The sequence below is a fragment of the uncultured Methanobrevibacter sp. genome (assembly GCF_902771435.1).
Classification (GTDB): domain Archaea; phylum Methanobacteriota; class Methanobacteria; order Methanobacteriales; family Methanobacteriaceae; genus Methanocatella.
Genome location: NZ_CACXXB010000029.1, coordinates 1 through 20,093 on the forward strand (window position 1 = coordinate 1; position 20,093 = coordinate 20,093).

Sequence of the window (20,093 nt, forward strand, 5' to 3'; positions counted from 1 at the left end):
TTGGACAAATATCAAATGTATCAGCTATTTCAACACCACAACGACTGCATTTAACCATCTAAACACCTATCCAAATAACAAATCTTTTTTTAGCTGGTCAAATTCATCCTGTGATATTGCACCGCTTACAAGCAGTTCCTGGAATTCCTTTAATTGTTGAGCTTTAGTTGGTTCAGAATTTTGATTTTCAATAACAACTTTTTGTGGCTGATTTCTCAGACTTTCAAATAAATCCACTAGATTTTGACCGAATTGATAGCTCGGAAGCCTAATTTCATAAAAAGTATTGTCGACCAATTTTATAAGTAGCCTGTCAAACATGTCTGCACTGTCATTATTGGCAATCAGGTCTTTGAATCTTGTTGCTTTAAGAGATTGAATATCATTTTGAATAACCCTTTTTATATCATGAGCTGAAGTTGGAGCCCTTTTAGTAATATCCTCATATCTGCTCTCGTCTCCAAGACCCAGTGTTACTCTCATTGATACAATTTTGTCAAAATAAAAGTTGTTTATTCCGGCGTTTACCTTTTCCCAGTCCCTGTTATCAATCTCCATGAAGACAAATTTATCTTCTTTTATCATGAAGAATCCATCAATCATTGTTTCATTTCCAAAAGCTTTAGAAATATTCATAAAAGGGATTCCTGCTGAATCAAATAAATATCTGTCTGTAAACAGTGCATTAAGGGTCCTGTGCTTTGATGTTCCCTGTTCTAATTTATTGAATCGGCGAACACTTGTCAAGAAATAATCCTCATCCTTAATTCCAAATTCTTCTGCAAGCCGGTCATATCTTGCAAGGACTTCATCACGTCTTGCATTCCATTCCTGTTGTTTGAAAGATACTGAAGCACCATTGGCCAATTTATGACCACATCCAACACAGAAATTTGTGTTTTTATTGTTTTTGGTTCCACATTTTGGACAGATATCTGATGTGCCGTCAAATTTTTCAACCTTTTCACCACAGTTAAAGCAAAAATCAGATTCGACAACCTCCGCTCCACAATTACTACATTTTACCATTTTCATCACCTATTGCTGATTAATTGTTTTTTTAATCCTATTTCCCCAATCTTTTTCTTCCATTTGATTTACAGTGGATTGTAAATTGCTTGAAACATCTGCAATAGAACTGTTTAATGAATTAATTTTATTTTCCAGGATGTCTATCTCCAGTTTCATGAATCCTTTTTCAATATCAGTGTAAACTTTAGATGATTCTGTGATGATTTCTACTGCTTCACCATCGTTTAACATGTCCATTAACCTTAAAAATACATGTTCTTGATGTTGTTTTTCGTATTCTTTGATATCGGCAACAGAATAAATTTTATCCAAAAGCATTTTATTGGAAGAATATCAGTTTTCAATAAGAAGATGGAGTCAATAACATCATTTTGCTTTAAAACTAAAGAATAACCTTTTCCTCCAATATATACTAAAGCTATTGATTTTCCATCATAAATGTCTACTTCAACTTTTGAGAACTCTTTTGGTATTGATAAAAAGTCCAAATTACGTACTAACATATTAAACACCTCATTTAATAAAATCCTTCACAAATTTACCTATAAAATAAATTACAGCAATTATGACAATTATTTTGATTAAAAGAAATAATAATCCCCCAAAATATAAAAATAATCCTGGAATAATTGCGCTTAAGATTAAAATGACAAATAATAATACGATTATGCCAATGACAATGCCTAATCCCAAACCCAAATTTTCAAATATATCTACAATGTCCATAATTACCTCATTTAAATTCAATAGTATTTGCATAGTGCTTTACATCATTAAGGCTTCGTCCACCAACAAAAACAACCTCATCTCCATTTTCACTACTTTTGCCTGCCAAATACGGAGGCATTTTTTTCATATCTTCATCATTTGTGAGAATTATCAAATCGCCTTCTTTAGATGCCTGATAGAAATAGGATGTTGTAAGTCCATTTAGCACATGCTCAAGAGCGTTTGATTCACCTCCCGTTAAAAGAGAAGTGTTATAGTAATAAACCACAATGTCTCCTTCTTCAATATCGCAGCCGGCGTTATCTTCCAGGTATTCGCATTTACTGCCCAATCCACCATTGGCACGACAGTATGCCGTATCGCTGTAATGTTTTCCCAAGGGAACATCCATTGTAAACAACCCGTCAAAATCCTGATTTGATGAATTTAGGGCAAATATTGCAGTTAATGAGATTACAGCCAGAATTATGATTATTACTAAAACCTTTTTGTTCATAGCCAAAACCTTCTTTGTAATATTAATTATCATATACACAACATATAAATATTGCTATTAGCATGCTAATATCATATAGATATCTACTATATAGCTAAAATCCATATCTAAAATCATGAATAGAAAAGAGGACATGAGCATCATATCTTTACTTACAAGGTCTAAAAAAAGAATCAGCGTATTGAAATCTCTTGAAAATGAAGATAAAATTCCAACAAAAATCGGCAAGGACATTAACGACAACAGCAATCATGTTTCCAAATACCTGAAAACCTTAAAAGATGCCGAGCTGGTGGAATGCCTGAACGAAGAGGATAAACGTTATAGGTTTTATAGCATCACCGATAAAGGCAAATATTACCTTGACAAGGTTGAAAAAGAGTATAACGATTAATCAATATTACATTTATCATGCTAATTTTTGTTTAAAAAAAGAAATCAGTCTATCAATGTTAAAAAGTCATAGATGATTTTAGCGGCCACAACAGCTGTAACATCACCCAATTTATCTGTTGCGGTTTCCACCACATCAAAGCCGACAATGTTTTTGCGGCATAGTGTTTTAAGGATGTTTTCCATACTGTATGTTTCCAATCCGCCAGGGGTTGGATTTCCGACGCTTGGCGCAATGGCAGGATTCATGACATCCATGTCTATTGAAACGTACATCGGTCCGTCGATGTTTGCCAGGAAATACTCGATTGCATCCATATGCTTGTGAACGTCCCTGTTCTTGAATGTTTGGATGTTGTATGTGGACTTCACGAATTCCTCCTCGTCGAGAGATGATGACCTTATACCTATCTGGACAAGGTTTACACCCATTTCATGAGCCCTTCTCATTACTGTTGCATGGGAGTATTTCTCTCCTATGAATTCAAATGCAAGATCCCTGTGGGCGTCAAGGTGTATTACGGTTAACTTCTCATGTCTTTCTATAAGTGCCTCCATGGCCCCTATTGATGCTGAGTGTTCACCGCCTATTATCAAAGGCTTCAGATTCATGTCCAAAAGCTCGTTGACTGTGTCCTTTACGATTTCGCATGTCTTTTGGCAGTTTCCAGGAACGACATTGACGTCTCCGAAATCATAGAATGTGGTGTTGAGTTCTTTGTTAAAAACAGTATTGTATTTTTCAAAACCGAATGAGGCTTCTCGCACAACAATTGGTCCTGAACGTGCACCGGAGTGATAAGAAGTAGTGCTGTCAAATGGAACTCCGATTATTCCAAATGAATTTTCTTTTATATCCTCATTTTCAGATGAGAATGCAAATTTCCATGGTTCATATGTATTGAAAAGCATAATTATCTAAAAAGGAAAATAAATAAGAGAGGGAATCTAGTTAGATCCTCTGGTTCTCATTATTTTCATGTTTCCTAAAGCGACAATGTATTCAACTTCAATACCTTCGACGATTGAGTCTTTTAAGTCTTCAGGCATTGGTAAGTCGATGGTGTCGTAGTTTTCCATATCCATCAATTGAACCATGTCACCTTGGATTGAAATAACTTGTCCTAATCTTTTGTCGATGATAGGAGTGTCTACTTTACTGTCTACAGGTTTTACGAGGCTTCTTTTTTGGCCGTCGAATACACCAATAGCTTCGATTCTTGCTTTTGCAGCTCCGTGTTTACCTGGGGATGAAGTAGAGTAACTGACTATTTTACAAGCTTCTCCTCCTAAAACAATGTATTTTCCAACTTTTAATGTTTTAATTTCTACAACTTTTGTTGACATTAATTTTTCCTCCATAAATTTAATTAAAAACCGGTTTTTAATCTTATAATAAGCATTATTATTAGATTAGTATTAACTATATATTCTATTTTATATAAACTATTCGCTAAAATTAAAAAATTTTAAAAAAAAAATAATCGAAATGAAATTAATTAAATTGTGTGGACATAAGAATAAAGCCACAGTGAAATGATTGAAAGCACAAGAATTGCCAGTATCCAGACTATTATAAATATCTTTTTGTTGTCCCTTTCTCCTTTTATCCAGTATTTTTCGCCCGGCTTGTCTGATGAGTGCTGTTTGGTGTTTTTGTAGAAATCATCGTTTCTGAGGTAAGCGTAGAATGCCCTTGAAATAAAATAAAAGATTACAACAAAAAACAGACCAATGAACGGTATTGATCCACCCTTGAAAAACGACAGAGTTACCATTGATGTCAATGCCATCAGGAACAGAAACAGGCATGCTGATATTATGATTGAAAGATACTTGTTAAAAATCATTAGGTACACCTAAATCTAATTATATAATTCATTATTTAAATATGTTTAACACAAATATTAACATATGAAAATAGCTATCGTAAGTGGAAATGATGAAGGTCCGACAAAACTGAATGCATTTGACAATGCCCTAAGTGATGCCGGAATAGGGGACGTGAACCTGATAAAGGTATCAAGCATGCTTGCAGGCAATGCCGAAATAGTGGAACTGCCTGAACTCAGCCCAGGAGCGATGATAAACTGCGTTCTTGCAGAAGTTACCTCCGATGTTCCCGGCGAAGAGATAACTGCAACAGTGGCCGTGGCAATTGGAGAGAAACTTGGCTGCGTAGTCGAAACAACAGGCAGGGGCAAAAACCCCGATGAAATAATTGGCGAAGCAAAGGAAATGGTAACCTACATGATGGACAGGCGTGGCGAGGAAATAAAAAATCTGATTGTCGAAACATCAACAGCAACCGTCAGGAAAACCGCTTCGGTAATATCCAGCGTCGTCTACATTAACGATGAATAAACAGAAAACTTTAGTTTACTTAAATATAACCAACAATAATATATCCTACTAAAAAATGAGGTGGAAAAATGGATGCTCAGGACAAGAAAATAGCAACTGATATTGCCTATGAAATCATTAAAGAAGTAAGCAGAGCAATAAGGCCTTATATTGGAACCCCTGAAGCGGGTGAAAAAGTCAAAATAGGTGCTGATGGAACTCCAACATCTTTAATTGATGTAATATCTGAAGATATAGTGGTTCACACACTCAAGGAAGCACCCGTATACTCATACATTGTCAGTGAAGAAATAGGTGAGCTTAGACTGGGAAAAGGTACAAAAAGAGCCATTTCACTTACTCAGGAACTCAGACGTGACGATCTCGATGAAGATGAAAAGCCACATTTCATATTTCTGGTTGACCCTATTGACGGAACCAGCAATGCAATCAAGGAAATTCCTGCATTTGCAATATCAATAGCAGTTGCCAGCGTTCCAGACGGAAGGGTTGCGACACTGAATGATGTGGAACTCGCATTTATATCCAACCTGGCCAACGGTAACTTCTTTGAAGCCGAAAAGGGGAAAGGATGCTGGCTTAACAATAAAAAAGTGCATCCAAGTGATGTAGTCAGCTTCAGCCGCCTGACATTAGGAGGATATACAAAAAGCGGAACATCACAGGCATCCAAACTCGTCGACAATGCAAGAAGAATGAGGGTAATGGGCAGCGTTGTCCTGGAGCTTTCATATGTCGCAAGCGGAAAATATGATGCATTCCTGGATTTGAGGGGAAGCAGAATAATCGACATTGCAGCTGCCAAACTGATTCTTGAGGAAGCCGGAGGAATAATCACCGACAAATACGGCGAAAAACTGAACAGTACCCTAAGCATCTATGAAAAAACAATCGTTGTTGCCGCAAATACAAAGATACTCCACAAACAGATGATAGACATCTTAAATGACAACCAAACCGACGTGATAGGAAAAGTTGGTATTGTGGGCCGTATCGACCAGGACAGAAGCATCCTGTTTTCAGCAGAAATTGCCGATTATCTTTTGACTAACGGAATAGAGGTCCAAATCGAAAAAAGACTGGCCAACAAGATTATTGAACTGAAAGAAAATCCAAATCTTGAAGATATCATCCGAAAAACCAAACAGAAATATCCCCAAATGGCAAACCATCTTGAAGACATCGACTTCAACATAGACTATGAAAAGATTTCAAGAAACACATTTGACCTTGACTGTGATATGGCAGTGATTCTTGGAGGTGACGGAACACTCCTGAGGGCACAGGCAAAGATGAAACCGGAAATTCCGATATTCGGAATCAACATGGGAACAGTGGGATTTTTAACCGATACCGAAATCCAGGATACCTTTACGGCCCTTGATGAAATCCTGAGGGGAGACTACTACAAGGAAAAAAGGTCAAGGCTCGTTGTATCCCACGAGAACAACCACTATTCCGCAATCAATGAAGTTGTCATAATGACAAACAAGCCTGCAAAAATGCTGCATTTCGAAATCAAGGTAGACGGAGAAATCATTGATGAAGTAAGGGCTGACGGACTGATTGTATCAACTCCGAGTGGTTCAACAGCATATGCGATGTCTGCAGGAGGCCCGATCATGGATCCTAAAGTGGAAGGATTCATCATCATCCCAATTTGTCCTTATAAGCTTGGAGCAAGGCCGTTTGTCGTATCCGACAACAGTGAAATTACAGTGAAACTGCTTAAAAAGGGTAAAAGTGCAGTGTTCGTTATGGACGGTCAGCGCAACGAAGAGGCAGACTACGAAGAGGAAATCAAATTTAAGAAATCAGACAAAGACGTATACTTCATCAGAACATCAACAAAATACTTCTACAAAAAGGTTAAAGACAATTTAAGCGAAGGCGGAATCAGCGACTCCAACAGGTGCAAAAATGAATAATCTTGTCATTGACATGACCCATGGAGGCGTTAAAATCGCCATCAGCCTTGCCAAAAAGGGAAGAAACGTTCTGGCATATGACATATACAATACATTGAATGTCATTGACAGGAAGATGCTTGAGATATACGATATCTGGCTGATTGATGATTTGGGTGAACTTGAAACCTACAGAGGAGATATGAGAGTCATCCATCCTGTTCACCTTCCATTATCACAAAATGAGATTATCGAAAACAATCCAAATTTGAATTACTCATTTTCAACACATCATGAAATCATCAAAGAACTTCTTGAAGACTGGGGAAGCGACATTGACAAAATCGAAGTGACTGGAGTCAAGGGCAAGACCAGCTGCGTATTTATGCTTAAGGAAATATTCATCGATGAAAATCCATTGCTGCTGTCAAGTCTGGGGGCGCTGTTATATGAAAACGGGAATGAGATAATCCTCAAAAAGGACATCTCGATTGCACCTGCCAACATCAAGGAAACAATCGATCTGGCATATAAAATTGCAAATCCAATCTGCAAGATTGCCGACGGCATTGTGGAAAGCGAAAATCTGAGAAAATACAACTCAGCTATTTTTGAATCATCACTTGGTGCAAGCGGCATCGGTGATGTTGGGCTTTTGACAAACATTTCCGAAAACTACCCGATAGCCAAGGGAAGACTCACAGCAGCCGAAGCCAAAAATCAGGTGTTCAGATGCAAAACAGTAGTCTGTGAAAAGGAAAGCTTTGATGAATACTACTCTGACGTTTCACACCCGAAGGTCAACACATTCAGCCTGGATGATGAAACCGCCAACCTTTATGTCAAGACCGCCACCTACTCCCTCGATAAAACTGAAATTACCGTCTCATACAATAACGTTAAGACAACAGGCGATGAGATTTTAAAAGGCGAATTAACCGTTGAAACATTTGCACCGGGACGTCACCATGTCAAAAATGTTTTGGGAGTTATTTTAACATGCCTTACCTTAAAAATAAATGAAGAGAAAATCGTTGAGGGATTGGTCAATTATAAAGGAATTACTGGAAGAACCACAAAAAGAAGTAATGGCAATTCGACCATAATCGAAGAGATAAATCCTGGAATAAATACCGATGCCATCAAACAGTCCATCAACATGATAAACGATTTGAGCGGTTGGTATGTTGCAATCGGCGGAGATTACGGAATAACCTGTGAAGAGATTGATGAAAATAAAGTTGCAGAATATTTGGACTCGATTGAAAGCGACATCATCCTTACCGGAGATGTTGGACTCTCAGTAGCTGATAAGATGTCCCGAAAAACCGAATTTATCGAAAACATTGATGAAATTTATAGTCTGGCCACTGAAAACGAAAAGAACCTTCTTTTCATATACAGGTCAGATTACCAAAAGGTTTCACAGAGATAATTCCGACTGTTTTTAGCAAAAAAATTGAAACATTTAATTATTAAAACCTATAAAAAATAACAATGTAGGACTAGTTATAAGTTAAAACTTATATTCTAGTAAAAATTAATTTTTCTAGAAAGAAAAATTCGGAGATTTAAATAATGATTGTAGGAACTCGCGGAAGCCAATTAGCCCTTGCTCAAACAAATCAGGTTTGCAGCGACTTATCTAAAATAATTGGCGAGAAAATCGATGTGGAAATAATTAAAACAAAAGGAGATAAAATCACAACCTCACAGCTGTACAATATGGATTCAAAAGGCCTTTTCACCAAGGAACTGGATATTGCACTTTTGGAGGAGGAAGTTGATTTTACAGTACACAGTTTTAAGGATTTGCCAACTGAACTTGATGAAGATTTGGAAATCGTTGCAGTTCCGAAACGAGAATCTCCAAATGAAGTCCTCATATCCAACAAGACCTGGGACGAACTGGGCCCCGGCTCCAGACTTGGAACCAGCAGCCTCAGAAGAGAAGCTTTCTGCAACCACTATGAAAAGGAATTCGACCTCAAACCAATCAGAGGAAATATCGAAACCAGAATCAGGAAAGCTTTAAGCGATGAGCTTGATGCAACCATAATGGCCGAAGCAGGAATCAAAAGACTGAATCTCAGCAAATACATAAAAACCGTATTTCCGCTGGATTACATCACACCTCCGGCAGGACAGGGAGCGCTGGCTATCATCACCAGGAAAGATTACGATAAAAAGGGGACTATTGCTAAGTTAAATAATTATTTTTCAATGCAGGAAGTACTTGCAGAGAAAAAAGTGCTTGAGGAACTCGGTGTTGGCTGCCAATGGCCAATCGGTTCTATTGCCCGCATGAAAGATAAGGAACTTAATGTTTATTCAATATTATTGACTAAAGAAGGAGAAATCCTTAAACAACATTCGGAAAAAGGATCTGTTAAGAATGCACTTGAACTTGGCGGGCGCATAGGAAGACTTTTTGCGGATTATATTTAAACGGAGGAATTGAATTGAAAACTGTAAACGTAGGAGTTATTGGAGTAGGAGCTATGGGTGAAAACCATGTCCGTGTTTACCATAAAATGGAAGAAGCTAACTTGATTGCAGTTTCTGACGTCAGTGAAAGAGCTCTTAAGAAAATAGAGAAGAAATACGGTGCAAAAGGTTACACTGAATACAGCGAACTACTCGAAAATCCCGATATTGAAGCTGTAAGTGTTTGTGTTCCAACCACTTTCCACCATGCAGTGGTAATGGAAGCCATCAAGGCTAAAAAACACGTACTTGTCGAAAAACCAATCGCATTTACTTTAAAAGAAGCGGAAGAAATGATTGCTGCTGCAAAAGAGGCAGGAGTAATGCTTGCAACAGGACATGTTGAAAGGTTTAATCCCGCAGTTCAAAAGGCTAAAGAACTTATTGATGATGGAGTAATAGGAGATGTAGTGTCTGCTTTTGCAAAAAGAGTAGGACCACTCCCACCAAGGATAAAAGACGTTGGTGTATCAATAGACTTAGCTATTCACGATTTAGACATTATGAATTACTTATTTGAAGAGGAAGTTACTCAGGTTTACGGTTCAATGAACTGCAGTTTCGATGACTCCGAATTTGAGGACCATGCAGAAATCATGGTGAACTTCGACAATGAATCAACCGGAATTATCGAAGTAAACTGGCTTACCCCATATAAACGCAGAGAGCTGGAACTTACCGGTACTGCAGGAATAATATCTGTAGACTACATAAAACAAAGCATTGAAGTGTTCGGTAAGTTTGCACAGGACATTGAAATCAAACATGAAGAACCACTTAAGGGAGAATTGAAATCATTCCTGAATTCAGTCGTTAATGGTTTGGAACCTGAAATTACAGGCGAAGATGGACTCAAAGCTCTTAAGATGGTTATTGCTGCTAACAGATCTTCCAAAGAACATAAACCAATTAGTTTTGATGAACTTGTATAAGGTGATATTGTGAAAGAAAAATTAATCCAAAAAGCTCAGGAACTTAGACAACACGGATTTACCACAGGCGAAATTGCCGATGAACTTAATGTAAGTATGGACACAGCAAGATGGCTGGTTCTCCAAAAGACTGAAGAGGTCAAGGTTGATGCACCTGTTGACTTTGCAATCAACTGGAAAAGCATTGGTGGAAACTCAACACGTTTAAGTTACGTTTCAGGTGCCTTAAGCGATATAGCTTTAACCCATGGTGAAGCAGATGTTGTTTGTGGTATTGCAGTCAGCGGCATTCCATTTGCTACTGTAATGACTGAGTTTTTAGAAGATATGACTGGAATGGACACTTCACTTGCAATTTTCCACCCTAACAAACAAAGAAAGGACAATGAAGAAATCCATGACGAAGGTACAATCAGTACCAATTTCGGAACCGTTGAAGGTAAAAAGGTCATCATCGTCGACGACGTAATCACCAGTGGAAAAACCGTCAAGGAAGTCATTCACACAGTTAAGGACTTGGGCGGAGAGCCTACCTGCGTCACCGTTTTAATTGATAAAGCAGGTCTTTCAGAAATTGAAGGAGTACCTGTTGAATCTTTAATTAAAGTTAGTAGATTATAATCTACTACTATTTTCTCTTTTTAATATTTTTTTAAGTTATACTTTAAATCACTGATTTTGAACCATTCACCTGAACCGATATTTCGGGATTGAAATTATCCGGAAAATGACATGTCAATAGACTGTCCAAATTTAAAAGCAGTGACAATCCAAAATACACATATGATGAAAAACCATTATTTTAATCACACCAACGATTAATTTAATTATTAATGTAAAACAAATATGATAATTGAAAAATAGGAATATAGATGAAATCATGGATATTTTAATACTTCAAAACATGGCAATAATTCTAATCACAGCAGTGATTGTATTGATGATTTTCAACAAGCTGAAGCTGCCGACAATGATAGGTCTGTTTACAGCGGGAATCGTTATAGGCCACACAATCAACAATACGGCATTGATATCAAGCCTTTCAGAACTTGGAGTGATATTTCTGCTGTTCATCATAGGTCTTGAGTTTTCAGCTGAAAAATTCTCGGCAATCAAGCATTATGCACTGATTGGAGGAATACTGCAGGTAGTCCTGACAACCGTTCTGGTAGCGCTTTTGGGTCTGGCAATAGGCCTCAACATCAACAGCGCAATATTTTTCGGATTCCTTGTTGCATTTTCCTCAACAGCAATTGTCATGAAGATAATGCAGAAAAGGCACATCACACATTCCGCACAGGGAAGGGTTACACTCGGTATTCTGATATTTCAGGACATAGCTGTCATTATTGTCATACTGATTACTCCCATTCTGGGAGGCCAGCCTCTTGAAGTCCATTCTGTTCCTACACTCATAATCAAGGTCGTGGGCCTCATACTGCTGATATTCATTGGAGCCAAATGGTTCATACCGCTTGCATTGAGGGATGCCGCCAGAACTAAAAACAGAGACCTGTTCATGCTTCTGACACTGTTCATCTGTATGGGAACAACATTTGCAACCAGTTTAATAGGAATCGGTCCGGAGCTCGGCGCTTTCATAGCAGGCCTTCTGATTTCAAATACAGAATACTCACATCAGACCTTAGGATACATACAACCGTTTCAGGACGTGTTCATGAGCCTGTTTTTCATAAGTATAGGCCTGATGGTCAATCTCCATATGTTCCTATACAATATCGTGCCGATTGTTTCACTGACAGCGGCAATACTGATAATTAACTTTACAGCAACCTTAATTACCGGAATTGCATTGAAACTTCCGTCAAAAGTTTCCATAAGCATTGCAATTCTTTTAAGCCAGATTGGGGAATTCTCCTTTGTCCTTGCAAAGGAAGGTATGAAATACGGTCTCATGACCGACAGGTTTTTCTCCATCTTTTTGGGCGTGAGCATCTTTACAATGTCCTCAACACCGTTTCTGGAAAAGCTTACTCCGAAAATCGTTAAGGTATTTTCAAAAATCGATTATTTCAAAGTTGACAGCGAGCTTAAAAGCCTGCCTGAAGAGCTGGAGGAAGCGCAGACCATTGAAGACCATGTCATACTTGTCGGTATGGGGCTTAACGGGAAACAGATGGCAAAGGCATGCAGCGAGTTTAAGATACCTTATCTCATTGTCGATACCAATCCGATAATCGTCGAAAACCAGCAGGCACTTGGAATTCCAATCATTTTCGGAAAAGCATCCAGCGAAAACGTTTTAAAAGAGCTCAACATTACTTCAGCGCAGTGCATTGTCATATCCGCTTCAACATTTGATGAAACACTGAAGACCATTGATGCGGCCAGAAGGCTAAATCCGGACATTCACATCATCGTACGTACACAGTATCTCAAAAACATCGATGAGGTAATTGAAGCTGGAGCGGACGAGGTTATTCCTAAGGAATTCGAAACAAGTATCATGATGTTTACACGTATTCTGGACTACTACAACAAGGACGTTGACGAGATTACCAACGCGATAAACGATCTGAGATCAGACAACTACGATGCGTTCAGGACAGTGACAACCGAGGACATCGCATCATATCTCAACTACAAATACACCGATCTGGAAATCGACTCCCTGCGCGTCAGCGAAAATGCACACCTTGACGAATTTCCGTTTGAGGAGCACAGCCTGAAGGTTACAGGAGTCGTTCGTGGAGAGGACACATTCATCGAAGTCAAACCCGATTTCAAGTTCCTTGAGGACGATCTGATTCTCTTTATCGGACACAGGGAAAACATTGACAAGTTTTTTGAAAACATTTAAATACTTTTGATAACAATATATACACAAGGTGATAATAAATGTACATAACCATTACTGCACTTCAAAAATTTTACGGAACAAAACCGCTCAAACTTGACGCAATTGTCAAACTGGTAAAGGAACCGGACAACAAATACGATACAGAGGCAATAGCCTGTGAAATGAGACATTTCGGAAAAATAGGATATGTTGCAAACAGCACCAGCACAGTCGTCAAAGGATGTATGAGCGGCGGCCGGGTTTATGATAAAATCAACGACGAATACTTTGCAAAAATCAAATTCATAACCAATCAAGTAGCAATAGCCAAGATATTAAGTTCTGACGAATACGTTGAAGAAATTGAAAATCCTGAAAGCGATGTACACTTTTTAAGTGACAGCCTGGGAAAAATTGACCCTGAACTCATTGAAGAAAACTTCCAAGGTGAATAAGATGACAGTTAGCATGGAAGAAATAGAGTTTTTGGATGCGCAGGCCCACAAGAACATTGCAATAATACCTCTGAAAACACCACTTAATTATAACATGGACGTGATAACCCTTAAAAAGGGTTTTGAGCTTGGTCTCGTTAATGTAAAGGAATGTGAAAAATCAACAGTGAACACACTTGTTGTTAAAAACCACTCAGTGACACCGCTGCTTTTAATTGACGGTGAGGAGATAATCGGAGGGGATCAGAACAGGATTGTCAACGGAACCATTCTGATTGCACCCAAAAGCGAGATGAAAATACCTGTAAACTGTACAGAGCACGGAAGATGGGGATACAAGCATGAATTTAAAAATTCCAACTTCATGGCAACATCAAGAACACGATGCGCATCAATAAGTGCAAACCGTTCATCCAAAAGCGTTCAGAGTGCCGTCTGGAATTCAATTGATGAACTTGAAGCTGACCGTGGATTTCACTCCCCTACACAGGCAATGTCTGAAAGCTATGAAAATCTGAATGCTGATCTGGATGAATTCATCGGCGCATTTAAAACAGAAAAAGGACAGACTGGCGTTGTCGTAATAGTTGACGGTGAAATAAAGGGATTTGAACTTCTAATTAACTCAGACGTCTACTCACAGTACCATGAAAAGATTCTTAAAAGCTATGTGATTGACGCTGACATTAACGATAATGTTTTCACAATCAATATGGATGCCGCAAAAGCCACAATAGCAAATGCAATCGAAAGCGAGCTTGTTGAAGCTAAAAACGTCGGTCTTGAAAAGCGCTTTGAAATAAAAAGCGAAGATGGAATCGGAACAGTCTACACTCACAATGACGAGCTCATTCACTGCTCATTTTTCACAGGTACCGATGAAACATCAAAAAAATCTGTTGATGACAATCCTACCAGTGCAAGAGTAGGTCTCTAGAAATCAATGCCCAGATCATCCATCATCATATCTATTTTTTTATTTAATTTTTTAATGTTGGCTGTTATTTTCTCCTTCTGGTTTTTCAAATCCTCAAGACGGACAAAATCCCCTTCAAATGTATCCACATATCTTGAAGTGGAGAGGTTAAACTCATTTTTGACCAGATCCCTAAGGGGAACCACATTTGAGAACTTGTCAATGGTTTTGCGTTTGTTGTATGCGCATAGAACCTTGTCCTGGGTTTCCCGTGTCAGCAGGAGATTATTATTAAATGTGCCTGAAACAGGATACCTGATAGGCACAGTATTGTAATTGCTTGAAAGGTCAATGAACACTATGTCATCAGAAGTCTTGTTTTTGCGAAATACAACAATGACTTCAGACCTTTTTGGTCTTGAAAGTCCATCCGGAAGGCTTATTATGCAATCAATATAGTTTTTCTCGACTGTCAGGTATTTTCTTAAAATCTCAAGTGAATTCTTGTTTAAAAATCCCTGGGACAGACTTACCGCCATTATTCCGTCATCCTTCAGGCTGTGTATGAGGTTAATCAAAAACAGGTACTCGCTGTTTTTCAGTACTTCATACTCGCCTGTCAGCTCATCTGCAGGATTCTTGCCACGGGCCATTTTGACTGCAAGGTTATCAAGAGTGTTTTTAAGTTCGGGGTCGTTTTCAAATGCATCCTCATCAATGCCCAATGATTCACTCAGAACGCTTTTTACCTTATCCATGTTTTTTCTTTTGATTATTTCATCATTTTGAGCTTTGCTGAATCTTTTGAAACGCCTTGGTGTTATTGGAGGTATTCTTGATACAACGACATCAAATTCCGTGTCAAGCACATCATGTGATGAAAGCGGACTTCCATAGCTTAGAAATACATTGTCCAAATCAAAGAAACTGATGAAAAACTTGACGATGCCCGCACAGTAGCTGATAGGGTTAAAGCTTTTTGCATGAACGTGGACTATCCCATCATTGTAGTTATGGGAGAGGTCAATCAGGGAGGACGCATCATTTAAAAACGGATTGTATATATCCTCCAGATGGGTTTTTTGGGAAGTCACAATCCCTGCAAGCAGTGAATTTATGTATTCAGGGTCCTTTTCGACACTAATAATCTTTGAATCACATATCCTGTCAAACACCTTTTCAAAAGGAAATTCCCTATCAAAGATATCGAGCTTTGAGATTGTGAAAATCAAATCCTTGACTATCAGATGATTTTCGCCTTCAAACTCGAACTTGTTCATGTTGATTCCTCTCTTGAGGGCGTTGAATATGAAATTGAAATATGACCTATAGGAAGAATCAGACGGAAACTCGACGTTTTTTGAAAATGCTGTGATGAATTCGTGAATAAAAAAGCTTTCGGTGTATTTTTCGTTTATAATCTCATCAAAAAACAGTTCTGATTCAGGAATATAATATCCGAACATGTTGAATGCATCTGCCCTGAACTGTCTTCGGTAGTTTTCATTTTTGTATGCCTCATCAAGTGTTATCGGGTCATCTTCAATGACACTTAAAAAATGATTTTTAAGCAGATCTGATGCATATTTATACAGAAATGCATAGATTAGGACATATGACATGTCCTCAGATATCTCAACTTGTCGTGTCTTGGAAAGGATATTTCTTAATACTTTATAGTTGTTTGGCATTTTTCGGCGATACATCACAACTCCTCCCATAGCCTGTTGAGAATTCCCTCTTTTAGGTCCCTGTCATATTCGACAACCTTCTGGTCGGCATACAGCTTTTCATTGATTGTGTCTAGAAGCATACCGTATTTTTTCTGTGTTTCCAAGTCCGGCAGGACCAGTTCCAATTCCTTGATCTGTCTCAGGGAAGCGTGGGAAATTCTCTCAGTGCTTGAAAGTTCATAAAGCTGCTTTTTAATGTGGGCATTGGTGAGCAAGTGAGCTATAAAAGAAGGGTCATGGTGATGGTTTAGGCGAATGATAGCTATTCTGTCACTTACCACCAGCCCAGGTTGGCTAACACGAACAACGACAACGTCATAGGGATACGGCATCTTCATCAGCACGTCCCCAGGTTCGGTAAGATGGTGTGGTTTGATGTTTTCGGGGCTTAATCTGATTTTCTCAAAGTCCTTCAGTATTCCATCCTTCTGGATTGACCTTTGGACTATGACATTGAATTCCCGGCCGTTTCCATCCAGATATCTTCTGTATGAAAGGCCTGTCTGGATTTCTGCTATATCATTTAACTTTACCTTGTTCATGTTATGCCTCTTGGTTTATATTTATGACTTTGAAATATAAAAGATTAGGTTCCAAACACTGGCGTTGAAACCTGATTTGCACCTATATCTCTAGCCCACATTGAGATGTGGTGTGGAACGTCATGGTATTCCTCGATATATGTGAATGCCGTGTCCCGTTTCCACATCATATACATTGATTTGAACAAGGTGAGCTGGTCGAAATAAGCGTGTTTGCGATTGTAGGATTTTTGCCAAACCTGAGATCCCTGAATGGAGAGAAGATATTTGATCTCCCTTCTTAACATGTCCATCTCTCTGTATTGAGCGGGTGTTGACGGACGCTGGAGACCATAATACTTATTCTGGAAATCCCGAATCTTGCGGTTCAGCTCCTGTTCTCGCCTGTAATAATCATTGTCCCTTTTGAATTTGGGTTTTCTGCGGTGTCTCATTTTAACCTCATTGGTACAAACCGTCCACATCATCCAAAAGCGGGGCTTCCGGAACTTCAGACGGGTCAACCTTCTCTGCAGACACTCCTCCAATCACACCGACACTCTGGATGTTGTCCTTAAGTACGGCGGTGGATGTGATGCCAGACCCCTGCGGTGAAAGCACAAACAGGTCAAGGAACTTTTCATCCTCCCCCACAATGAATGCCGGTTCGATAGGTTCGGCGGCCTTTGTCTGCACCTTGATTAGGATATGCTTGGCCTCATTTTCGCCTTCGATACCGATTTCGTCCCTTATGGTTTTGTCGAGACTTTTTACTTTGTCGCTCCAGTTAATTGATTCATGATGGTTCATAGTTATCACCTACTATTTTTTTATAATTTTCCACTTCTGTGGTGGCGTTCGACAATCTTTTTTAGAAATAAACTTTCTAAAAACAACTGCATTTTTTGAGTGAATGCATTTTTGTAATAATAAGTTGTTTTTAATAGTATATAAAACTTTCGATTTTTTTTAAATTTTCTAGGAAAAAACAACCTATCACTACTGTAAATAATAATTTCATTTAGGTTATATATAAACCTTTGCTTTTTTATTGCATATTTTAAGAAAAAGCATAATGATGAGGGCGTGCAGGTGTGAAAAAAACTAAAAAGCAAGTGACAGTTTTTATGAAACATTAAAAAAATAGAATAAAAAGCTGAAAATATTATTCTTCAGCTTCTTTTTTGTCCTTTTTTTCTTTCGGAGATACGATTACCATTCTTTCGTTTTCTTCATCGACTTCCATGACAATCGGTTCTCCTTCAACGGCACCAGGATCCTTTTCAACACATTCGTTGATTTTGGATTGGATTGCTCCAATATCTTCAGTGTCGATTAAATCAACTATTTCAAGCTGATTCTGGAATCTTTCAATACCATCGAGAGGAACGTTTTCAACAAATGGAATAGCCCCGGTAGCACCGATGATTTTCTTTTTATCAGGGTCTGCACCATTGTCGTATAATGCCTGAATACTTTGGCCTGTAATGTGGCCTTGTACTTCAGCGCCAGCCAAAATTAAAAATCTAATATTAGGATTTGAAATAATATTTGCAACTACCTTTTCAATACCTAAGTTCTCTGTCTTGCATGGTCCTGCAATGGCCGCACCGGAAAGTTCAGCTTCAATGTGGGAAGCAAGGGTTGTAACTGCAACCGGACTTTCAGGATCGCCGACAATGTAATCCCCACTGATTACTGGCCAGCCGTCTGCAGGAGCTTTTTTATCAGCCATGATATAATCCTCCTAATATTTGGTATTTAAAAATATATTTTAAATCTATTTAAATATTTTGTCACTTGATGAGGGTAACTATTTTAATCAAGATGAATAAAGTAATAGTGATGAGTTTAAACATTGATTTATTTTATTTTATTAACAATGACCTTGCAAATCCTTTTTTCGATGCAATTATGCCGATCCTGTGCGATTGCGGAGGATTTCTGACATTGCTTGTGTTATGCATACTGGCAATTCTGGTGTTGAAGTATTATCTTAAAAATGAAAAATATCTAAACATTGCCAAGATGTGCCTGTATTCGCTGGTCCTATCCGGAATTATTGTAGGCTGCCTGAAGCTTGCATACCAGAGTCCACGACCTTTCATACAGCTTGAACATGTCCGTCAGCTGATTGTTCCAACAGAACCGAATTCATTTCCGTCAGGACACACTTCATCATCATTCAGCGTTGTGACCGTTCTGGTCTGGTGTCTGAGGGATAAAAAGATAATCATAACCCTTTTGATGGCATTTGCCATTCTGATTGCGTTTTCCAGGGTTTACGTTGGTGTTCACTATCCCTTTGATGTTATTGTAGGTGCGGCTGTTGGTGTAGTGAGTGGTGTGGTTGTTTTAAAACTTAAAGGCTAAAAGTAAAGGTCTGACGGTTTTCCTATATATTCGAAATCGTCCTTGTTTTCAAGATATTTGACTCCGATGACCTTTTTGTCCGGAAAAACTGTAACGACGCTCATTCCGTCATTGACATCAATGACAATTACCTTTTTCTTGTCCCCGCTTTGGGCTTCTATTTTTATTATTTCCCCGTTTTCAACAAGTGTTGGCTCTTCAAATTCATCCCCGATGTCTGTTGAATACCAGTGCTGAGGCAATTTCAGCCTCAGGTCCAAATAATCCAATAAATCTTTAACGTGCATTTTAAAAACTCCTGATTGTTATTCTATTCAGGTAGATATTTAAAGATTTTGTCACTTTGCAAGTGTGTTTGCGGTTATACGAGAAAGTGAATCTTGGTCTTGTCAATGTCTTCAGGAGTGTGAGGAGACGGAATGTCATCTGAATGGCCAAGCGCAAGGATTCCTGCAATTCTGTAATGCTCATCAATTTTGACAATGTCTCTTACAACGCTTTCGGCATAGACTCCATCCTTTTTTCTCATGTGAATCTGAACCCAGCAGCTGCCGATGCCAAGGTCGGTTGCCGCAAGATGGAGATATGTGAGAGCTATTGATGAGTCTTCACACCATGTGTCTGAAATCATTGTATCCGCAATGACGACAATTGCTTTATCGGCATCCTTAAGAAGTTCTGCACCATGGTCCTTGGCCTCAGCAAGTTCTGCCAATGTTTCCGGCCTTTCAACGACTAAAAAATTGATAGGTTTTCTGTTCATGCTTGAAGGTGCCAAAAGACCTGCCTTTAAAATGTAGTCAAGCTCATCTTTAGTAATAGGTTCTGAATTGAATTTTCTAGTTGATCTTCTCTTGAGTAAAACGTCCATGAATTCCATAGTTAAAATTAGACTTTCAAGATATAAAAAAATTAGTAATATGTGTCCAGTTTGAGGATTTCCTCATAAACCCTT

At 38.5% G+C, this 20,093-nt stretch carries 25 protein-coding genes and 1 pseudogene; 11 read left to right on the forward strand and 15 right to left on the reverse strand.

Annotation, left to right across the window (positions count from 1 at the left end):
* Positions 1-66: 66 nt before the first annotated feature.
* The 5 genes from QZU83_RS08095 to QZU83_RS08115 are packed head-to-tail and all read right to left on the reverse strand — an operon-like array spanning position 67 to position 2,257.
* Positions 67-1,029, reverse strand: a complete 963-nt coding sequence (locus QZU83_RS08095; RefSeq protein WP_295611137.1) for a zinc-ribbon domain-containing protein — start codon at positions 1,027-1,029, stop codon at positions 67-69.
* 9 nt (positions 1,030-1,038) lie between these two features.
* The gene (locus tag QZU83_RS08100; protein WP_295611139.1) at positions 1,039-1,263 is read right to left on the reverse strand and encodes a hypothetical protein; all 225 of its coding nucleotides are present in this window, start codon (positions 1,261-1,263) and stop codon (positions 1,039-1,041) included.
* 11 nt (positions 1,264-1,274) lie between these two features.
* On the reverse strand, positions 1,275-1,535 hold the full coding sequence (locus QZU83_RS08105) for a hypothetical protein (RefSeq protein ID WP_295611140.1): 261 nt from the start codon (positions 1,533-1,535) through the stop codon (positions 1,275-1,277).
* 10 nt (positions 1,536-1,545) lie between these two features.
* The gene (locus tag QZU83_RS08110; protein WP_295611143.1) at positions 1,546-1,758 is read right to left on the reverse strand and encodes a hypothetical protein; all 213 of its coding nucleotides are present in this window, start codon (positions 1,756-1,758) and stop codon (positions 1,546-1,548) included.
* A gap of 7 nt (positions 1,759-1,765) precedes the next feature.
* Complete coding sequence (locus QZU83_RS08115; protein ID WP_295611145.1) at positions 1,766-2,257, reverse strand: hypothetical protein; 492 nt, start codon at positions 2,255-2,257, stop codon at positions 1,766-1,768.
* A gap of 115 nt (positions 2,258-2,372) precedes the next feature.
* Here QZU83_RS08115 and QZU83_RS08120 point away from each other — a divergent pair, with 115 nt between their 5' ends.
* Positions 2,373-2,651: a winged helix-turn-helix domain-containing protein gene (locus QZU83_RS08120; protein ID WP_295611147.1), complete on the forward strand. Its 279-nt coding sequence runs from the start codon at positions 2,373-2,375 to the stop codon at positions 2,649-2,651.
* 44 nt (positions 2,652-2,695) lie between these two features.
* Here the strand turns inward: QZU83_RS08120 and speB are convergent, their stop codons facing one another.
* From speB to QZU83_RS08135, 3 genes are all read right to left on the reverse strand, one after another.
* On the reverse strand, positions 2,696-3,562 hold the full coding sequence (gene speB / locus QZU83_RS08125; RefSeq protein WP_295611149.1) for an agmatinase: 867 nt from the start codon (positions 3,560-3,562) through the stop codon (positions 2,696-2,698).
* Positions 3,563-3,598: 36 nt separating this feature from the next.
* Entirely contained in the window at positions 3,599-3,997 is a 399-nt protein-coding gene (locus tag QZU83_RS08130; protein WP_295611151.1) for a translation initiation factor IF-5A, read from the reverse strand.
* 152 nt (positions 3,998-4,149) lie between these two features.
* Positions 4,150-4,500, reverse strand: coding sequence for a hypothetical protein (locus tag QZU83_RS08135; protein ID WP_295611153.1), 351 nt, complete (start codon positions 4,498-4,500; stop codon positions 4,150-4,152).
* 64 nt (positions 4,501-4,564) lie between these two features.
* Between QZU83_RS08135 and QZU83_RS08140 the strand changes: the two genes are divergently transcribed.
* The 9 genes from QZU83_RS08140 to QZU83_RS08180 all read left to right on the forward strand — a co-directional run bounded on the left by QZU83_RS08140 (position 4,565) and on the right by QZU83_RS08180 (position 14,532).
* Positions 4,565-5,014 (forward strand): pyruvoyl-dependent arginine decarboxylase, encoded by a 450-nt coding sequence (locus QZU83_RS08140; protein ID WP_295611155.1) that lies wholly within the window; start codon positions 4,565-4,567, stop codon positions 5,012-5,014.
* A 68-nt stretch (positions 5,015-5,082) separates the two neighbouring features.
* The gene (locus QZU83_RS08145) at positions 5,083-6,942 is read left to right on the forward strand and encodes a bifunctional NADP phosphatase/NAD kinase (protein ID WP_295611158.1); all 1,860 of its coding nucleotides are present in this window, start codon (positions 5,083-5,085) and stop codon (positions 6,940-6,942) included.
* Entirely contained in the window at positions 6,935-8,356 is a 1,422-nt protein-coding gene (gene cfbE / locus QZU83_RS08150; protein WP_295611161.1) for a coenzyme F430 synthase, read from the forward strand. The genes QZU83_RS08145 and cfbE overlap by 8 nt, the downstream gene beginning before the upstream one ends.
* A 143-nt stretch (positions 8,357-8,499) precedes the next feature.
* On the forward strand, positions 8,500-9,369 hold the full coding sequence (gene hemC, locus QZU83_RS08155) for a hydroxymethylbilane synthase (RefSeq protein ID WP_295611164.1): 870 nt from the start codon (positions 8,500-8,502) through the stop codon (positions 9,367-9,369).
* 14 nt (positions 9,370-9,383) lie between these two features.
* Complete coding sequence (locus tag QZU83_RS08160) at positions 9,384-10,340, forward strand: Gfo/Idh/MocA family protein (protein ID WP_295611165.1); 957 nt, start codon at positions 9,384-9,386, stop codon at positions 10,338-10,340.
* 9 nt (positions 10,341-10,349) lie between these two features.
* Positions 10,350-10,961 (forward strand): orotate phosphoribosyltransferase-like protein, encoded by a 612-nt coding sequence (locus QZU83_RS08165; RefSeq protein WP_295611168.1) that lies wholly within the window; start codon positions 10,350-10,352, stop codon positions 10,959-10,961.
* Positions 10,962-11,220: 259 nt separating this feature from the next.
* The gene (locus QZU83_RS08170; RefSeq protein ID WP_295611169.1) at positions 11,221-13,161 is read left to right on the forward strand and encodes a cation:proton antiporter; all 1,941 of its coding nucleotides are present in this window, start codon (positions 11,221-11,223) and stop codon (positions 13,159-13,161) included.
* A gap of 38 nt (positions 13,162-13,199) precedes the next feature.
* Positions 13,200-13,595 carry an HIRAN domain-containing protein gene (locus QZU83_RS08175; RefSeq protein WP_295611172.1) on the forward strand — a complete coding sequence of 132 codons (396 nt, stop codon included), beginning with the start codon at positions 13,200-13,202 and terminating at the stop codon, positions 13,593-13,595.
* A 1-nt stretch (position 13,596) separates the two neighbouring features.
* Positions 13,597-14,532, forward strand: coding sequence for an ARPP-1 family domain-containing protein (locus QZU83_RS08180; protein WP_295611175.1), 936 nt, complete (start codon positions 13,597-13,599; stop codon positions 14,530-14,532).
* Here QZU83_RS08180 and QZU83_RS08185 read toward each other — a convergent pair.
* From QZU83_RS08185 to mtrA, 5 genes and pseudogenes are all read right to left on the reverse strand, one after another.
* Positions 14,529-16,217, reverse strand: coding sequence for an N-6 DNA methylase (locus QZU83_RS08185; RefSeq protein WP_295611177.1), 1,689 nt, complete (start codon positions 16,215-16,217; stop codon positions 14,529-14,531). The two genes, QZU83_RS08180 and QZU83_RS08185, sit on opposite strands and share 4 nt — an antisense overlap.
* Positions 16,217-16,786 carry a restriction endonuclease subunit S gene (locus tag QZU83_RS08190; protein WP_295611180.1) on the reverse strand — a complete coding sequence of 190 codons (570 nt, stop codon included), beginning with the start codon at positions 16,784-16,786 and terminating at the stop codon, positions 16,217-16,219. The genes QZU83_RS08185 and QZU83_RS08190 overlap by 1 nt, the downstream gene beginning before the upstream one ends.
* 44 nt (positions 16,787-16,830) lie before the next feature.
* Positions 16,831-17,220 (reverse strand): hypothetical protein, encoded by a 390-nt coding sequence (locus QZU83_RS08195; protein ID WP_295611182.1) that lies wholly within the window; start codon positions 17,218-17,220, stop codon positions 16,831-16,833.
* 7 nt (positions 17,221-17,227) lie between these two features.
* Positions 17,228-17,461 carry a hypothetical protein gene (locus QZU83_RS08200; RefSeq protein ID WP_295611183.1) on the reverse strand — a complete coding sequence of 78 codons (234 nt, stop codon included), beginning with the start codon at positions 17,459-17,461 and terminating at the stop codon, positions 17,228-17,230.
* Positions 17,462-17,987: 526 nt separating this feature from the next.
* A pseudogene (mtrA, locus tag QZU83_RS08205) lies at positions 17,988-18,500 on the reverse strand (tetrahydromethanopterin S-methyltransferase subunit A); the annotation flags it as partial.
* Positions 18,501-18,592: 92 nt separating this feature from the next.
* Between mtrA and QZU83_RS08210 the strand changes: the two are divergent.
* Positions 18,593-19,138 carry a phosphatase PAP2 family protein gene (locus tag QZU83_RS08210; protein WP_295611187.1) on the forward strand — a complete coding sequence of 182 codons (546 nt, stop codon included), beginning with the start codon at positions 18,593-18,595 and terminating at the stop codon, positions 19,136-19,138.
* On the opposite strand, the gene QZU83_RS08215 is transcribed toward QZU83_RS08210, so the two are convergent.
* Positions 19,135-19,425 (reverse strand): hypothetical protein, encoded by a 291-nt coding sequence (locus tag QZU83_RS08215; protein ID WP_295611190.1) that lies wholly within the window; start codon positions 19,423-19,425, stop codon positions 19,135-19,137. The two genes, QZU83_RS08210 and QZU83_RS08215, sit on opposite strands and share 4 nt — an antisense overlap.
* Positions 19,426-19,499: 74 nt before the next feature.
* On the reverse strand, positions 19,500-20,018 hold the full coding sequence (locus QZU83_RS08220) for a nitroreductase family protein (protein WP_295611192.1): 519 nt from the start codon (positions 20,016-20,018) through the stop codon (positions 19,500-19,502).
* Between the last annotated feature and the right edge of the window lie 75 nt (positions 20,019-20,093).

Coding starts and splice junctions, on each gene's coding strand:
- QZU83_RS08220 (WP_295611192.1), bottom strand. CDS start 20,018: ATGGAATTCATGGACGTTTTACTCAAGAGAAGATCAACTAGAAAATTC.
- QZU83_RS08120 (WP_295611147.1), top strand. CDS start 2,373: ATGAATAGAAAAGAGGACATGAGCATCATATCTTTACTTACAAGGTCT.
- cfbE (WP_295611161.1), top strand. CDS start 6,935: ATGAATAATCTTGTCATTGACATGACCCATGGAGGCGTTAAAATCGCC.
- QZU83_RS08115 (WP_295611145.1), bottom strand. CDS start 2,257: ATGAACAAAAAGGTTTTAGTAATAATCATAATTCTGGCTGTAATCTCA.
- hemC (WP_295611164.1), top strand. CDS start 8,500: ATGATTGTAGGAACTCGCGGAAGCCAATTAGCCCTTGCTCAAACAAAT.
- QZU83_RS08185 (WP_295611177.1), bottom strand. CDS start 16,217: ATGTATCGCCGAAAAATGCCAAACAACTATAAAGTATTAAGAAATATC.
- QZU83_RS08140 (WP_295611155.1), top strand. CDS start 4,565: ATGAAAATAGCTATCGTAAGTGGAAATGATGAAGGTCCGACAAAACTG.
- QZU83_RS08195 (WP_295611182.1), bottom strand. CDS start 17,220: ATGAGACACCGCAGAAAACCCAAATTCAAAAGGGACAATGATTATTAC.
- QZU83_RS08130 (WP_295611151.1), bottom strand. CDS start 3,997: ATGTCAACAAAAGTTGTAGAAATTAAAACATTAAAAGTTGGAAAATAC.
- QZU83_RS08175 (WP_295611172.1), top strand. CDS start 13,200: ATGTACATAACCATTACTGCACTTCAAAAATTTTACGGAACAAAACCG.
- QZU83_RS08105 (WP_295611140.1), bottom strand. CDS start 1,535: ATGTTAGTACGTAATTTGGACTTTTTATCAATACCAAAAGAGTTCTCA.
- QZU83_RS08215 (WP_295611190.1), bottom strand. CDS start 19,425: ATGCACGTTAAAGATTTATTGGATTATTTGGACCTGAGGCTGAAATTG.
- speB (WP_295611149.1), bottom strand. CDS start 3,562: ATGCTTTTCAATACATATGAACCATGGAAATTTGCATTCTCATCTGAA.
- QZU83_RS08100 (WP_295611139.1), bottom strand. CDS start 1,263: ATGTTAAACGATGGTGAAGCAGTAGAAATCATCACAGAATCATCTAAA.
- QZU83_RS08180 (WP_295611175.1), top strand. CDS start 13,597: ATGACAGTTAGCATGGAAGAAATAGAGTTTTTGGATGCGCAGGCCCAC.
- QZU83_RS08170 (WP_295611169.1), top strand. CDS start 11,221: ATGGATATTTTAATACTTCAAAACATGGCAATAATTCTAATCACAGCA.
- QZU83_RS08145 (WP_295611158.1), top strand. CDS start 5,083: ATGGATGCTCAGGACAAGAAAATAGCAACTGATATTGCCTATGAAATC.
- QZU83_RS08135 (WP_295611153.1), bottom strand. CDS start 4,500: ATGATTTTTAACAAGTATCTTTCAATCATAATATCAGCATGCCTGTTT.
- QZU83_RS08190 (WP_295611180.1), bottom strand. CDS start 16,786: ATGAACAAGGTAAAGTTAAATGATATAGCAGAAATCCAGACAGGCCTT.
- QZU83_RS08095 (WP_295611137.1), bottom strand. CDS start 1,029: ATGGTAAAATGTAGTAATTGTGGAGCGGAGGTTGTCGAATCTGATTTT.
- QZU83_RS08210 (WP_295611187.1), top strand. CDS start 18,593: ATGAATAAAGTAATAGTGATGAGTTTAAACATTGATTTATTTTATTTT.
- QZU83_RS08110 (WP_295611143.1), bottom strand. CDS start 1,758: ATGGACATTGTAGATATATTTGAAAATTTGGGTTTGGGATTAGGCATT.